Genomic DNA, 15,283 nt, shown 5'->3' on the forward strand with positions numbered 1-15,283 from the left:
GAGCGGGCGCGACGGGCATATCCCCTGTCCAACCTCAACGAGGTGAGTGATCAATGTCCCGAGGGCTTCCGTTACTTCACCGTCGGCGGATCGTCGTCGCTGGTGTGATCGGCGGTATTACCTGTGCGTCCGTCGCGGTGGGAGCCGCCATGGCGGGTCAGGACGACAGCAGCGGCAGCGGGAAGGCGTCGGTCAAGGCGGCGTCCTCCATCAGCTGCCCCGCCGTTGAGGGATCCCTTCCGGAGATTCCCGCGGAGGCCAAGGCGGAGGTGGACCGCAACCTCGCCCTTCTGGACACCCAGCTCGCCGAGGCGAACAAGCGGCTCAGCACCAGCCAGGGCGAGGGCGGCGCGAACTTCGTGCAGAACGCGATCCTCGGTCCGCTGGCGGACAAGCGGAAGTCCACTCTCGACCGCATCGCGATCTCCATCGGGCGCCGGGCCGAGAAGCCGACCGGCCTGGACGCGCTCGCCGAGTGCACGCTGTCCGGCGGCGGTGCCGGGGCGGGTGCCGACGCGGGTGCCGGGGCGGACCCGACGGCCGCCGCCAGCGGCGCGGCCTCGGCCGACCCCGCGGCGGAGTCCGGTGCCGACACCGGCGCCGGAGCGGACGAGGGTGCGGACGCGGGCGCGGGCTCCGGCCAGACGATCAGCTGCCCGGACGTCGCCGGGGAGGTCGGCGATGTCCCGGCCGCCGCCCAGGCGGAGGTGGACCGCAACCTCGCGCTGCTGGACACCCAGCTCGGCGAGGCCAACAAGAGACTCGCGAGCTCCGTGGGCCAGGGCGGCCCGAACTTCGTGCAGAACGCGATCCTGGGCCCGCTGGCGGACAAGCGGAAGTCCACGATCGACCGCATCAAGATCTCATTCTCCCGTCAGGGCTCGACCGCCCCCTCCGGTCTTGACGCTCTGGCGGGCTGCTCGCTCGCATCCGGCTGAGTCCCCGGCGTAAGGCCCGGCTGATGTGAGCGTTCTACCGGTGGGCCGTACTTTTCTCTGCGGAGTACGGCCCACCGGCTATTTCGCGTGCGCGGGCCCCGGCGTCCGCGGGCCCCGGCGTCAGGGAGGCGTCAAGAGGGTGCCCGCCGCCGTAAGGGAGCCGTCAACGGCGGGCTCCGCGCCCCGAACAGGGGTTTTGCTCTAGAGGTCAGCTCTCCACCGATCCTCTAGGAGCCCACGATGGCCGATCTGGCCTTCGTCGTCGCCACGCTCGCGGTGTTCGCGCTGGTGGCCCTCGTCGCCAAAGGGGTGACGAAGCTGTGACCGCCGAGAACGTCGTCGGCCTGGTCGTGGCCGTCGCGCTGCTGGGCTATCTGGTCCTCGCCCTTCTCTTCCCCGAGAGGTTCTGAGGGCGTCATGAGTTCCGAACTCGCCGCGGTGCTCCAGCTCGCCGCGCTCATCGGCGCGCTCGCCCTGGCGTACCGGCCGCTGGGCGACTACCTGGCCGCCGTCTACCGCTCCGGGAACCATCTGCGCCCCGAGCGGTGGATCTACCGCTGTATCGGCGCCGATCCGGACACCCGGATGCGCTGGCCCGCGTATCTGCGCGGGGTGCTCGCCTTCTCCGGCGTCAGCGTCCTCTTCCTGTATCTGCTGCAGCGCGTCCAGGGCGCGCTGCCGCTCTCGCTCGGCTTCTCCTCGATCACCCCGGCGCAGGCGTTCAACACCGCCGCGTCCTTCGTCTCCAACACCAACTGGCAGAGCTACGCGGGCGAGCAGTCCATGGGCCATGTCGTCCAGACGGCCGGGCTCGCGGTGCAGAACTTCCTGTCGGCGGCCGTCGGCATCTCGGTGGCCATCGCGCTCGTCCGGGGCTTCGCCCGCTCCCGTACCGGAGAACTGGGCAACTTCTGGGCCGACTTGGTGCGCACGACCGTCCGCGTCCTGATCCCGATGGCGGTGATCGCCGCGGTCGTGCTGGTGGCGTGCGGCGCGATCCAGAACTTCGCGGGCATCCACGAGGTCGGGCAGCTCACCGGCGGCAGCCAGCAGATGAACGGCGGGGCGGTCGCCTCACAGGAGGCCATCAAGGAGATCGGCACCAACGGCGGTGGCTTCTTCAACGCCAACTCCGCCTACCCGTTCGAGAATCCGAACGCCTTCACCAACCTCTTCGAGATCTTCCTGATCCTCGTCATCCCGTTCTCGCTGACCCGCACCTTCGGCGTGCTCGTCGGGAACGTCCGGCAGGGCTACGCGATCCTCGCCGCCATGGGCCTGATCTGGCTCGGCTTCACGGCGCTGATGATGTGGAGCGAGTTCCACCACGGCGGCCCGGCGCTCCAGGCCGCGGGCGGCGCGATGGAGGGCAAGGAGCAGCGGTTCGGCGCCGGCGCGTCCTCGATCTTCGCGACGAGTACGACGCTGACCTCGACCGGTGCCGTGGACGCCATGCACTCCTCCCTCACCGGCTTCGGCGGCGGCATCGCGCTGCTGGGCATGATGCTCGGCGAGATCGCCCCCGGCGGGGTGGGCTCCGGCCTCTACGGCATGCTCGTCATGGCCGTGATCGCGGTCTTCATCGCGGGGCTCATGGTCGGCCGTACGCCCGAATACCTGGGCAAGAAGATCGGCTCCCGCGAGATCAAGCTCGCCGCCTGCTACATCCTGGTCACCCCGGCGCTCGCGCTGTGCTTCACCGCGCTGTCCGTGGTGCTGTCCACCCCGCCGCACTCGATCCTCAACACCGCGGGGAACGCGGCGGGCCACAGTGGCGCGCACGGCTTCTCCGAGGTGCTGTACGCCTTCACCTCCGGCGCCAACAACAACGGCTCCGCCTTCGCGGGCCTGAACGCCAACACCGACTGGTACAACACCACGCTCGGCCTGGCGATGCTGCTCGGCCGCTTCCTGCCGATGGTCTTCATCCTGGCGCTGGCCGGTTCGCTCGCCGAACAGAAGCCCGTCCCCGAGACGGCGGGCACCCTGCGCACCGAGAAGCCGCTCTTCGCGGGGCTGCTGGTCGGCGCGATCATCATCGTCACCGGTCTCACCTACTTCCCGGCCCTGGCCCTTGGCCCGATGGCGGAGGGACTCTCATGAGCACCACCACCCCCGTACGCCCCGCCCCCGGCGGTGAGCGCCCGCACCAGCACGACGCGGGCGGCAGCCGGGTCTCCGGGGGCCTCTTCGACCCCCGCCAGCTCCTCACCTCGCTGCCGGACGCCCTCCGCAAGCTCGATCCGCGGGTGATGGCGAAGTCCCCGGTGATGTTCGTCGTGGAGATCGGCTCGGTGCTCACCACCGTGCTGGCCGCCATGAACCCGGGCGACTGGTTCGGCTGGGCCATCGCGGCCTGGCTCTGGCTGACCGTGATCTTCGCCAATCTCGCCGAGGCCGTCGCCGAGGGCCGTGGCAAGGCCCAGGCCGACACCCTGCGCAAGGCCAAGACCGACACCGAGGCCCGGCGGCTCGCGGACGGCGGCGAGGAGCGCGTCCCGGGCACCGCGCTGCGCGTCGGCGACCTCGTGGTCTGCGAGGCGGGCGACACCATCCCGGGCGACGGGGACGTCGTGGAGGGCGTGGCGTCCGTCGACGAGTCGGCCATCACCGGGGAGTCCGCGCCGGTCATCCGCGAGTCCGGCGGCGACCGGTGTGCGGTCACCGGCGGGACGAAGGTGCTCTCCGACCGCATCGTCATCAAGATCACGACCAGGCCCGGTGAGACCTTCATCGACCGGATGATCAGCCTGGTCGAGGGCGCGGCCCGGCAGAAGACCCCCAACGAGATCGCGCTCAACATCCTGCTGGCCTCCCTCACCATCGTCTTCCTGCTCGCCGTGGTGACCCTGCAGCCGTTCGCGATCCACGCGGGCGCCGAGCAGACGATGGTCGTGCTCACCGCGCTGCTGGTCTGCCTCATCCCCACCACCATCGGCGCCCTGCTCTCCGCCATCGGCATCGCGGGCATGGACCGGCTGGTGCAGCGCAACGTCCTCGCCATGTCCGGCCGCGCGGTCGAGGCGGCGGGCGACGTGTCGACGCTGCTGCTCGACAAGACCGGCACGATCACGCTCGGCAACCGGCAGGCCGCCGAGTTCGTCCCCGTCAACGGGGCCACCGAAGCGGAGCTGGCGGACGCGGCCCAGCTGTCCTCGCTCACCGACGAGACGCCCGAGGGCCGCTCGATCGTGGTCCTCGCGAAGGAGGCGTACGGCCTGCGGGCCCGCCACGAGGGCGAGCTGAGCGACGCCGGCTTCGTGCCGTTCACCGCCCAGACCCGGATGTCCGGCGTCGACGTGGACGGCACCAGGGTGCGCAAGGGCGCGGCGGCCGCGATCACCGGTTGGGTCGCCGAACGGGGCGGCCGGGTCTCGGACGACGCCCAGGAGAAGACCGACGCGATCTCGGCGGCGGGCGGCACCCCGCTGCTGGTGGCCATCGACGACGACAGGGGCGCGCGCGTGCTCGGCGTGATCCATCTGAAGGACGTCGTCAAGGAGGGCATGCGGGAGCGGTTCGACGAGCTGCGCCGGATGGGCATCAAGACCGTGATGATCACGGGCGACAATCCGCTGACCGCCCGGGCCATCGCCGACGAGGCGGGCGTGGACGACTTCCTGGCGGAGGCCACGCCCGAGGACAAGATGGCGCTCATCAAGCGCGAGCAGGCGGGCGGCAAGCTGGTGGCGATGACCGGGGACGGCACGAACGACGCCCCGGCCCTCGCCCAGGCCGACGTCGGCGTGGCCATGAACACCGGCACCTCGGCCGCCAAGGAGGCCGGGAACATGGTCGACCTGGACTCCAACCCGACCAAGCTCATCGAGATCGTGGAGATCGGCAAGCAGCTGCTGATCACCCGCGGCGCGCTGACCACCTTCTCGATCGCCAACGACGTCGCGAAGTACTTCGCGATCATCCCGGCGATGTTCGCGGGCGTGGCGGGCTACCAGGGCCTGGACGCGCTCAACATCATGCGGCTGGCCTCGGCCCAGTCGGCGATCCTGTCCGCGGTCGTCTTCAACGCGCTGGTCATCGTCGCGCTGGTGCCGCTCGCCCTCAGAGGCGTGCGCTACCGCCCCATGAGCGCCGACCGGATGCTCCGCCGCAACCTCGCCGTCTACGGGCTGGGCGGGCTCATCGCCCCGTTCGTCGGCATCAAACTCATCGACCTGCTCCTCTCCCTCATACCGGGCCTCGGGTGACGTGACGACCATGACCCTTCTCAACGGCACAGCACGCTCCACCGCCCGGCTGGCGGGCGCCGCACTGCGCGCCCTGCTCGCCCTCACGGTGCTCTGCGGGGTGCTCTATCCGCTCGCCGTCACCGGCATCGCGCAAGCCGCCTTCCCGCACCGGGCGAACGGCTCCGAGGTGCGGGCGGACGGCCGGACCGCGGGCTCCTCGCTCATCGGCCAGACGTACACCCTGGACCGGAAGGACAAGGCCGGGAACCCGCTGCCGGACCCCACGTACTTCCAGCCCCGCCCCTCGGCGGCGGGCACCAACACCGTCAACACCCAGTACAAGATCATCGTCTCGGGCGGGTCCAACCTCGCCGCCGACTCCTCGGTGCTGCTCCAGCAGATCAAGGACCGCCGGGCGCAGATCGCCGCCTTCAACGGGGTCTCTCCGGCCGCCGTACCCCCGGACGCGGTCACCGCCTCCGCCTCCGGCGTCGACCCGGACATCTCGCCCGCGTACGCCGCCCTCCAGGTGACCCGCGTGGCCCGGGCCAACGATCTGCCCCGCGCCGAGGTCGCGCGGCTGGTGAAGGCCCACACCGACGGCCGCGCCCTCGGCTTCCTCGGCGAGCCGCACGTCAACGTGCTGGAGCTGAACATCGCGCTCCAGCGGCTCGCCCGCCGCTGACACCGCGGCGAACCCGGACAGCAAAAATGAGCGAACAGGGAAAATAGGGGCATGGGACGCGGCAAGCTTCGGATCTACCTCGGCGCGGCGCCGGGCGTCGGCAAGACCTACGCGATGCTGTCCGAGGGCCACCGGCGGGTCGAGCGGGGCACCGACCTCGTGGTCGGCTTCGTGGAGCACCACGGCCGCCGCCGCACCGAGGTGATGATGGCCGGTCTGGAGGAGGTGCCGCGCCGGGAGCTGGCGTACCGGGGCGGCACGTTCACCGAGATGGACGTGGACACGCTGCTCGCCCGCCGCCCCGGCGTCGCGCTCGTCGACGAGCTGGCCCACACCAACGTCCCCGGCTCGCGCAACACCAAGCGCTGGCAGGACGTCGAGGAGCTGCTGAAGGCCGGGATCGACGTCGTCTCCACCGTCAACATCCAGCATCTGGAGTCGCTGGGGGACGTGGTCGAGTCGATAACGGGCGTACGGCAGCGGGAGACCGTGCCCGACGAGGTGGTGCGCCGCGCCGACCAGATCGAGCTGGTCGACATGTCGCCCCAGGCGCTGCGCCGCCGCATGGCGCACGGCAACATCTACGCGCCCGACAAGGTCGACGCCGCGCTGTCCAACTACTTCCGGCCAGGGAACCTCACCGCGCTGCGCGAGCTGGCCCTGCTGTGGACGGCCGACCGGGTCGACGAGTACCTCCAGCAGTACCGCGACGAGCACAGCATCCGCTCCACCTGGCAGGCGCGCGAGCGCATCGTCGTCGGGCTCACCGGCGGCCCCGAGGGGCGCACGCTCATCCGGCGCGCCTCCCGGATGGCGGCCAAGGGCTCCGGCGGCGAGATCCTGGCCGTCTACATCGCCCGCAGCGACGGCCTCACCTCGGCCTCCCCGAAGGAGCTGGCGGTCCAGCGCACCCTGGTCGAGGACCTGGGCGGCACGTTCCACCACGTCATCGGGGAGGACATCCCGGGCGCGCTGCTGGAGTTCGCGCGCGGCGTCAACGCCACCCAGATCGTGCTCGGCTCCAGCCGCCGCAAGGCGTGGCAGTACGTCTTCGGGCCGGGAGTGGGCGCGACCGTCGCCCGTGACTCCGGGCCCGATCTGGACGTGCACATCGTCACCCACGACGAGGTCGCCAAGGGGCGCGGACTGCCGGTCGCGCGCGGTGCCCGGCTCGGCCGCGCCCGGCTGATCGCGGGCTGGCTGGTCGGCGTCGCCGGGCCCGCGCTGCTCACCCTGGCGCTCACCGGTACGGGGGCCACGCTCACCGCGGACGCCGGTCCCGGCTTCGCCAACGAGGTGCTGCTGTTCCTGTTCCTCAATGTGCTGGCGGCCCTGCTGGGCGGGATGCTGCCCGCCCTCGCCTCGGCGGCCGTCGGCTCCCTGCTGCTCAACTACTACTTCACCCCGCCCACCCACACCTGGACCATCGCCGACCCCGAGAACATCGTCGCCATAGTGATCTTCCTGGCGGTGGCGGTCAGCGTCGCCTCCGTCGTCGACCTGGCCGCGCGCCGCACCCACCAGGCCGCCCGGCTGCGCGCCGAGTCCGAGGTGCTGTCCTTCCTCGCGGGCAGCGTGCTGCGCGGGGAGACCAGTCTGGAGGCGCTGCTGGAGCGGGTCCGCGAGACCTTCGGCATGGACACGGTGGCCCTGCTGGAGCGGGAGAGCGATGTCGCGCCCTGGACCCGCGCGGGCAGCGTCGGCGGCACCGCGGGAGCGCCGCCGCCGGAGCGGCCCGACGACGCGGACGTGGACATGCCGGTCGGCGACCACATGGCGCTCGCGCTGTCCGGCCGGGTGCTGCCCGCCGAGGACCGCCGGGTGCTGGCCGCCTTCGCCGCCCAGGCCGCCGTGGTGCTGGACCGCCAGCGGCTGGTGGGGGAGGCGGAGCGGGCCCGTGAGCTGGCCGAGGGCAACCGCATCCGTACCGCCCTGCTCGCCGCCGTCAGCCACGACCTGCGCACCCCGCTGTCGGCCATCAAGGCGGCCGTGTCGTCCCTGCGCGCGGACGACGTGGCCTGGTCGCCGGAGGACGAGGCCGAGCTGCTGGAGGCCATCGAGGACGGCGCCGACCGCCTCGACCACCTGGTCGGCAACCTGCTCGACATGTCCCGGCTCCAGACCGGCACCGTCGCCCCCCTCATCCGGGAGATCGACCTGGACGAGGTCGTGCCGATGGCGCTCGTCGGCGTACCGGAGAGCGGCGTCACTCTGGAGATCCCCGAGGATCTGCCGATGGTCGAGGTCGACCCGGGGCTGCTGGAGCGCAGCGTCGCCAACATCGTCGAGAACGCGGTGAAGTACAGCCCGCCGGACCGGCCCGTGCTGGTCTCCGCGAGCGCGCTCGGCGAGCGGGTCGAACTGCGCGTCGCCGACGGCGGCCCGGGTGTCCCGGACGCCGCGAAGGACCGTATCTTCGAACCCTTCCAGCGCTACGGCGACGCCCCGCGCGGCTCCGGGGTCGGCCTCGGACTCGCCGTCGCCCGCGGCTTCGTGGAGGCGATGGGCGGATCGCTGGCCGCCGAGGACACCCCGGGAGGCGGGATGACCATGGTGCTCACCCTGCGGGCCGCCCCCGGCCGCCCGCGGCACGAACCGCAGGGCACAACGGAAAGGCAGGCCGTCTGATGAACCGGGTGCTCGTGGTGGACGACGAGCCGCAGATCGTACGCGCCCTCGTGATCAACCTGAAGGCGCGCAAGTACGAGGTCGACGCCGCGGGCGACGGCGCGACCGCCCTGAAGCTCGCCGCCGCCCGTCACCCCGATGTGGTCGTGCTCGACCTGGGGCTGCCCGACATGGACGGCGTGGAAGTGATCAAGGGGCTGCGGGGCTGGACCCGGGTCCCGATCCTGGTGCTCTCGGCCCGGCAGACCTCCGATGAGAAGGTCGAGGCGCTGGACGCCGGGGCCGACGACTACGTCACCAAGCCGTTCGGCATGGACGAGCTGCTGGCCCGGCTGCGCGCCGCGGTCCGCCGCGCCGAGCCGTCCGGTCCTTCGGACGCCGCGGTGGTCGTCGTGACCGACGGGTTCAGCGTCGATCTGGCCGCCAAGAAGGCGCACCGCGACGGCCGCGACGTCCGGTTGACGCCCACCGAATGGCATCTGCTGGAGGTGCTGGTGCGCAACGAGGGCCGCCTCGTCAGCCAGAAGCAGCTGCTCCAGGAGGTCTGGGGGCCCTCGTACGGCACCGAGACCAACTACCTGCGCGTCTATATGGCGCAGTTGCGGCGCAAGCTGGAGAACGACCCTTCGCATCCGCGGCACTTCATCACCGAGCCGGGGATGGGGTACCGGTTCGAGCGATGAGGTGCGTCCGTCCTCGAACGGTGAGGTACGTCCTCGAACGTGAGGTACGTCCTCGGACGGTGAGCGGCGGGGCGGGCCCGCGGCGGCGCGGGGTTTCGGCCGGGGCTCACCGGTACGCTGGCCGTATGAGTTCCGTACCCCAACCCCCCGGGAAGCGTGACAAGCCGGTTGGCCGCTTCCGGCGGATGATCGACCGGCTGTCGAGCTCCCAGGAGGAGCTGCACTCCGCCGAGCTGCAGCAGGACGCGGAGGACGCGGGCTGTACCAAGATCGGCGACTGCGGCGACCGTCAGATCGTCAAGGTGACGGGTACACTGCGCACGGTCACGCTGCGGCCGCGGGCCGGAGTGCCCGCGCTGGAGGCGGAACTCTTCGACGGCACGGCCGCCCTCGACGTGGTGTGGCTGGGCCGCCGCTCCATCATCGGCATAGAACCGGGCCGCAAGCTGATCGCCACCGGCCGGATCTCCATGAGCCACGGGCGCCGGGTGCTGTTCAATCCGAAGTACGAACTCCGACCACTCGGACAGGAGTAGCCGGTGACGTCTGACGACAAGACGACCCCGACCGACCATCAGGACGCCGCCGACACGCAGAGCAGGGCGGCGGCGGACACCGCGCTCCTGGAGGCGTTCGGCGGGGTGAAGGGCATGGTGGACACCACCGTCCCCGGGCTGGTCTTCGTCCTGCTGTACACCATCAAGCGCGACATCCACCTGGCCGCGATCGCCGCGCTCGGTCTGACCGTGCTGCTGGGGCTGACCCGGCTGGCGCGCAAGGAGACGCTGAAGCACGCCTTCAGCGGGGTCTTCGGGGTCGCGTTCGGCGCGATCTTCGCGATGATGTCCGGCGACGCCAAGAACTTCTACCTGCCGGGCATGCTCTACACGCTCGGCCTGGCGGTCGCGTACATCCTCTCGGCGATCTTCCGCTATCCGCTGATCGGCGTGCTGCTCGGGCCGATGCTCAAGGAGAACCTCTCCTGGCGCACCCGCAACCCCGGCCGGTTCCGCGCGTACACCCGGTCCACCTGGGCGTGGGGGCTGATCCTGCTCGCCAAGTCGGCGATCCTCTTCCCGCTCTACTGGTGGGGGGACGTCACCCAGCTCGGCTGGGTGAAGGTCGCGCTCGGCATTCCGCCGTTCCTGCTCTGCGTCTATCTGACGTGGATCTTCCTCGCCAAGGCTCCGCCGCCGATCGACGTGATCGCCGAGATGGAGGCCGAGGAGAAGGCGGAGCGGGAGCGCGAGAGCGCGAAGCGGGAGGCCGAAGCGGCCGAGCGGATCGCCGAACCGCTGCTGACGGAGTGGACCGACCAGATCGTGGACGAGGCCCGGACCGAGTCGGCCGACCGGCGCCCGCCCCGGCACTGACGACGACCGGAGAAGGCCCCGGGATCCCGCACAGGGAACCCGGGGCCTTCCGCGTGGCCGTCGCTGTGGCCGTCGCTCCGCGTGGCCGTCGTTCTACGTGGCCTGGCCCGCCGAGTCCTGGCGCTGGACGGACAGCAGCTGCTCCAGCTGCTCCTCGCGCGCCTGCGCCGCGACGAACAGCAGCTCGTCGCCCGCCTCCAGGATGTCGTCCTTGTTCGGGGTGAGCACCCGGGTGCCCCGGATGATCGTGACCAGCGTGGTGTCCTCCGGCCACTCCACGTCGCCGACCCGGGTGCCGACCAGAGCCGCCTCCGGAGGCAGCGTCAGCTCCACCAGGTTCGCGTCGCCGTGGCTGAAACGCAGCAGCCGCACCAGATCGCCGACGCTCACCGCCTCCTCGACCAGCGCCGACATCAGCCGCGGCGTGGAGACGGCGACATCGACGCCCCACGCCTCGTTGAACAGCCACTCGTTCTTGGGGTTGTTGACCCGGGCGACCACCCGCGGCACCGCGTACTCGGTCTTCGCGAGCAGCGACACGACCAGATTGACCTTGTCGTCCCCGGTGGCCGCGATGACCACGTTGCAGCGCTGGAGCGCCGCCTCGTCCAGCGAGGTGATCTCGCACGCGTCGGCCAGCAGCCATTCGGCCTGCGGCACCCGCTCCACCGAGATGGCGGTCGGCGCCTTGTCGATGAGGAGGACCTCGTGCCCGTTCTCCAGCAGCTCACCCGCGATGGAGCGCCCCACGGCGCCCGCCCCGGCAATGGCAACCCTCATCGGACACCCTCCTCGGGCCCCTCGTCGAAGGCCGCCTCGACCTTCTCGACCTCGTCGGTGCGCATCATCACATGCACCAGGTCGCCTTCCTGCAGCACCGTCTGCGAGGTCGGCAGCATCGCCTCGCCGAGCCGGGTCAGGAACGCGACCCGGACCCCGGTCTCCTCCTGCAGCTTGCTGACCTTGTGGCCGACCCACGCGGGGGAGGTGTGCACCTCGGCGAGCTGCACCCCGCCGCTCGGGTCCCGCCACAGCGGCTCGGCGCCGGACGGCAGCAGCCGCCGCAGCATCTGGTCGGCGGTCCACCGCACGGTGGCCACGGTCGGGATGCCCAGACGCTGGTAGACCTCGGCCCGGCGCGGGTCGTAGATCCGGGCCGCCACGTTCTCCACGCCGAACATCTCGCGGGCCACCCGGGCCGCGATGATGTTGGAGTTGTCGCCGCTGCTGACCGCGGCGAAGGCCCCGGCCTCCTCGATGCCCGCCTCGCGGAGCGTGTCCTGGTCGAATCCGACGCCGGTCACCCGGCGGCCGCCGAAGCCCGCGCCGAGGCGGCGGAAGGCCGTGGGGTCCTGGTCGACGACCGCGACCGTGTGTCCCTGCTGCTCCAGGGTCTGGGCGAGCGCCGCACCCACCCGGCCACAGCCCATGATCACGATATGCATGCGTCTTACCCCGCACTCCTGATGACCGTGCTGACCTGCGCAAACACCCTGCTCACATCTTCCTTCCAGGACCTACGGGGTGACAGCGGGGCGAGAGCCCCGATGCCGGTGCCGCACGGCGACGGGGGTCGTCCGCCACGGCGTCTGTTCCCACCGTATCCATACCCATGGGGCGATTCCCTGCCCGAGCGCACCCGGCCGGGAGGAAACGTGGTGCGCGGGCGGCCCGGCGGCTACCGTGAGGGGCGGGTGCCGATGACCGCAGTCGGGGGGTGCTCCCTCATCTTTGCCCGATATCCAGGATCTTCACTGAACGGTCACGGTAAAGGGCAATAGAGTCCCGTGAGTTCGAACTTTGTTACGGCTGTCGGACACTCGGTCACGGCGTGGCTAAGATGATCGACCGTATCCGTTTCCGGACGGGACATCAGGGCACTGAATCGTTCCTTCCACGCCCGCGTTCTCTGCACGAGGTTCCTGATGACAGATCACATAACGGAGGCGGTGAGCTGGTGCCTGGCCGTCGTCCTCCTCGTCGTCCTGGTGCTTCTGATGCGCCAGCGGCGGATCACCGCCGGAGTGCGCAGGCGTAACGCCGCGCTCGAGGACAGCCTGCGCGCCCGTGACGAGGAAGTGCAGCATCTGGTCGCGGTCCGCCTCCCGGCGATCGCGGACGCGCTGAGCCAGCCCACCCCGCTGCCCGGGCTGCGGGACGAGAAGCTGGCCGGGACCGCCTACGCACAGAGCCTGCACGCGGTCATGGAGCACTTCGCGCGGGCGGTGGACAGGGCGCAGTCGCGGGCCGACGCCTCCGCCAAGGCGGCGCTCAAGGCGTCGATGCGCGCCCTCCAGGGCCTCGCCAACGAGCAGCAGGTCTCCATCTCGGAGATGCAGGACCGGCACGACAACCCCGACGTGCTGCGCGACCTGTTGGAGATCGACCACGCCAACTCCCAGTTCGGCCGTCGCGCCCAGGCCATCGCCGTGCTGTGCGGCTCCTGGCCCGGCCGTCAGCGCACCGCCTCCCCGATGACCGATGTGGTCCGGGGCGCCAAGTCGCGCATCCGCGACTACCGCCGGGTCCAGGTGCACGCCCTGATCGACATCGGCGTGGTGAGCCGCACGGTGGAGCCCGTGGTGCTCGCGGTCGCCGAACTGCTGGACAACGCCGCCCGGCACTCCCAGCCCAACACCAGCGTCGAGGTCAGCCTGCAGCCGGTGCACAACGGCGCCTGCATCGTGATCGACGACGCCGGGGTCGGCATGGACGGCCTGGAGGTCCAGCGGGCCGCCGGGCTGCTGTCCGGCCAGCGCGCCGTGGACGTCTCGCGGCTGGGCGACCCGCCGCAGTTCGGCTTCGCCGTGGTGGGCCTGCTCGCCGCCCGGTACGGCTTCAGCGTCTCGGTGGACACCCGGTCCCCGTACGGCGGTGTGCGCGCCGTTCTGTTCCTCCCCAGCGCGCTGCTCACCCACATCGACGCGGACGCGCCCGCCGCCCCGGCGGCCCACGACCCGTACGAGGCCGAGGCCGCCCCGCTGCGCAGCTTCCCCTCCCGCCCGACCCGCCGCAGGGCCGCGCCCCAGGCCCCCGCGGAGGCCCCGGCGCCCGCCCCGGCCGCCGCGCCCGCCCCGGCGCCCGCTCACGCCCAGGCCGCCGCGCCCGCTCCGGCGCCCGCCGCGGACCACCCGGACGACGAGGCGGCACGCGTGTACGGGGAGACCGCGGGGGGTCTGCCCAAGCGCCGCCGTCGGCAGCCCACCGGTGCCGCTCCGGTGGACGCCGGGCCCACCGCGCCCGGACAGCCGTCCGGCGCCACCGAACCCGAAACGGGCTCGCACCGTGCCCGCTCGGCCGAAGAGACCGCCAAGCGCATGGGCGCGTTCGCGCGCGGTACGCGCTCCGGCCGTGGCAGGACACAGGACGCCGCCCCTCACTCCGAAGAAGGGAATCGCCAGGCATGAACGACCACATGAACAACGAGCTCGGCTGGATGCTCGACGAGGTGGTCAAGATGCCGGAGGCGCGGCACGCGATCCTGCTCTCCGCCGACGGGATGCTGCGGGCACACTCCAAGGGCATCGCGCGTGACGAGGCCGAGCGCCAGGCCGCGGCGCTCTCCGGGCTGCAGTCGATCAGCCGCAGCACCTCCGAGTTCTGCGACCGCGACGAGACGCCCTGGCAGCAGACGCTGGTCGAGTTCGTCGGCGGCTACGTCTTCCTCATCGCCGCCGGCCCCGGCGCGTACCTGGCCGTCTCCGCCACCGAGAACGTGGACATGGAGGCGGTCAGCTACCGGATGCAGAAGCTGGTCGACCGGCTCGGCAAGGAGCTGACCAGCCCGCCGCGAGAGGGCGTGGCCTGGCAGGGGATCGGCAGCCCCGCATGAGTCCGGGCAGGCGCGAACGAGGACTGGTACGGCCGTATGTCGTGACCGACGGCCGTGCCTACCCGAGCCGCAACACCTTCGACCTGGTGACCCTGGTCATGGCCCACCCCGACCGGCCGCTCGCCGGTCTCAGCCCGGAGAAGCGGGCGGTCATGGAACTCTGCCTCGGCGGCGCGCTGTCGGTCGCCGAGGTCGCCGGATATCTGGAGCTGCCGGTGAGCGTCACCAAGGTCCTGCTGAGCGATCTGGTCGACAGCGGCCACATCAGCACCCGGGCCCCCATCCCCCGCGCCGAACTCCCCGAGACCCAGCTGCTCCAGGAGGTGCTCGATGGACTCCGTGCTCGCCTCTGACCGCGGTGCGGTCTATCTCCCCCAGACCGTACGGACCGCCGCCAAGCTGCTGGTCGTCGGGCATTTCGCGGTCGGCAAGACGACCTTCGTCGCCTCGCTGTCCGAAATCCGCCCGCTGCGCACCGAAGAGACGATGACTCAGGCCGGTGCGCTCGTCGACGACCTCGCCGGTATCGAGGAGAAGACGACCACCACGGTCGCCATGGACTTCGGCCGCCTCACCCTCAGCGAGTCCCTCGTCCTGTACCTCTTCGGCGCCCCCGGACAGCAGCGCTTCACCCGGGTGTGGAAGGACATGACGCGCGGCGCGCTGGGCGCGCTGGTGCTCGCCGACACCCGTCGGCTGGAGCAGTCGTTCCCGGTGATGGCCGTCCTGGAGGAGCAGGGGCTGCCGTACGCCGTCGCCGTCAACCACTTCGAGGGCGCGCCCCGCTTCGCCGAGACGGAGGTCCGGGAGGCCCTCGATCTGCTGCCGGAGACCCCACTGGTCACCTGTGACGCCCGGGACCGGATCTCCTCCACCCACGCCCTGATCGCCCTCGTCCAGTATCTGCAGACCCGCCACACCCGTAGCGCTCAGGAGAATGTGTGACCAACCGTC

The 15,283-nt window shown here is 71.4% G+C and carries 15 protein-coding genes; 13 read left to right on the forward strand and 2 right to left on the reverse strand.

The window, feature by feature from the left end:
- Positions 1-53: 53 nt before the first annotated feature.
- From ACZ59A_RS18355 to ACZ59A_RS18395, 9 genes are all read left to right on the forward strand, one after another.
- The gene (locus ACZ59A_RS18355; protein ID WP_470959866.1) at positions 54-938 is read left to right on the forward strand and encodes a hypothetical protein; all 885 of its coding nucleotides are present in this window, start codon (positions 54-56) and stop codon (positions 936-938) included.
- A gap of 320 nt (positions 939-1,258) precedes the next feature.
- Positions 1,259-1,348: a K(+)-transporting ATPase subunit F gene (gene kdpF / locus ACZ59A_RS18360; RefSeq protein WP_037817630.1), complete on the forward strand. Its 90-nt coding sequence runs from the start codon at positions 1,259-1,261 to the stop codon at positions 1,346-1,348.
- 7 nt (positions 1,349-1,355) lie between these two features.
- Positions 1,356-3,041: a potassium-transporting ATPase subunit KdpA gene (gene kdpA, locus ACZ59A_RS18365; protein ID WP_470959869.1), complete on the forward strand. Its 1,686-nt coding sequence runs from the start codon at positions 1,356-1,358 to the stop codon at positions 3,039-3,041.
- Positions 3,038-5,146 carry a potassium-transporting ATPase subunit KdpB gene (gene kdpB, locus ACZ59A_RS18370; protein WP_470959870.1) on the forward strand — a complete coding sequence of 703 codons (2,109 nt, stop codon included), beginning with the start codon at positions 3,038-3,040 and terminating at the stop codon, positions 5,144-5,146. Before kdpA ends, kdpB begins: the two co-directional genes overlap by 4 nt.
- A 10-nt stretch (positions 5,147-5,156) precedes the next feature.
- Positions 5,157-5,813 carry a potassium-transporting ATPase subunit KdpC gene (kdpC, locus tag ACZ59A_RS18375; RefSeq protein WP_470959871.1) on the forward strand — a complete coding sequence of 219 codons (657 nt, stop codon included), beginning with the start codon at positions 5,157-5,159 and terminating at the stop codon, positions 5,811-5,813.
- Positions 5,814-5,864: 51 nt separating this feature from the next.
- On the forward strand, positions 5,865-8,441 hold the full coding sequence (locus tag ACZ59A_RS18380; protein WP_470959873.1) for a DUF4118 domain-containing protein: 2,577 nt from the start codon (positions 5,865-5,867) through the stop codon (positions 8,439-8,441).
- Positions 8,441-9,124 (forward strand): response regulator, encoded by a 684-nt coding sequence (locus tag ACZ59A_RS18385; protein WP_470959875.1) that lies wholly within the window; start codon positions 8,441-8,443, stop codon positions 9,122-9,124. Before ACZ59A_RS18380 ends, ACZ59A_RS18385 begins: the two co-directional genes overlap by 1 nt.
- A 125-nt stretch (positions 9,125-9,249) precedes the next feature.
- Entirely contained in the window at positions 9,250-9,660 is a 411-nt protein-coding gene (locus tag ACZ59A_RS18390; RefSeq protein WP_184503503.1) for an OB-fold nucleic acid binding domain-containing protein, read from the forward strand.
- A gap of 3 nt (positions 9,661-9,663) precedes the next feature.
- Entirely contained in the window at positions 9,664-10,497 is an 834-nt protein-coding gene (locus ACZ59A_RS18395) for a DUF3159 domain-containing protein (RefSeq protein WP_470959877.1), read from the forward strand.
- A 93-nt stretch (positions 10,498-10,590) separates the two neighbouring features.
- On the opposite strand, the gene ACZ59A_RS18400 is transcribed toward ACZ59A_RS18395, so the two are convergent.
- Positions 10,591-11,277: a potassium channel family protein gene (locus ACZ59A_RS18400; protein ID WP_470959879.1), complete on the reverse strand. Its 687-nt coding sequence runs from the start codon at positions 11,275-11,277 to the stop codon at positions 10,591-10,593.
- The gene (locus ACZ59A_RS18405; protein ID WP_468047811.1) at positions 11,274-11,942 is read right to left on the reverse strand and encodes a potassium channel family protein; all 669 of its coding nucleotides are present in this window, start codon (positions 11,940-11,942) and stop codon (positions 11,274-11,276) included. Before ACZ59A_RS18405 ends, ACZ59A_RS18400 begins: the two co-directional genes overlap by 4 nt.
- Positions 11,943-12,422: 480 nt before the next feature.
- Between ACZ59A_RS18405 and ACZ59A_RS18410 the strand changes: the two genes are divergently transcribed.
- Genes ACZ59A_RS18410 through ACZ59A_RS18425 form a run of 4 tightly spaced genes read left to right on the forward strand, consistent with a single transcriptional unit; the run spans position 12,423 to position 15,274 of the window.
- Complete coding sequence (locus tag ACZ59A_RS18410) at positions 12,423-13,904, forward strand: ATP-binding protein (protein WP_470959881.1); 1,482 nt, start codon at positions 12,423-12,425, stop codon at positions 13,902-13,904.
- A complete protein-coding gene (locus ACZ59A_RS18415; protein WP_468047807.1) occupies positions 13,901-14,329 on the forward strand; it encodes a roadblock/LC7 domain-containing protein in 429 nt (142 codons plus the stop codon). The genes ACZ59A_RS18410 and ACZ59A_RS18415 overlap by 4 nt, the downstream gene beginning before the upstream one ends.
- Complete coding sequence (locus ACZ59A_RS18420) at positions 14,326-14,682, forward strand: DUF742 domain-containing protein (protein ID WP_470959883.1); 357 nt, start codon at positions 14,326-14,328, stop codon at positions 14,680-14,682. The genes ACZ59A_RS18415 and ACZ59A_RS18420 overlap by 4 nt, the downstream gene beginning before the upstream one ends.
- Positions 14,660-15,274: a GTP-binding protein gene (locus ACZ59A_RS18425; protein WP_470959885.1), complete on the forward strand. Its 615-nt coding sequence runs from the start codon at positions 14,660-14,662 to the stop codon at positions 15,272-15,274. Before ACZ59A_RS18420 ends, ACZ59A_RS18425 begins: the two co-directional genes overlap by 23 nt.
- Positions 15,275-15,283 lie beyond the last annotated feature (9 nt).

The organism is Streptomyces sp. NPDC040405, from assembly GCF_055595765.1.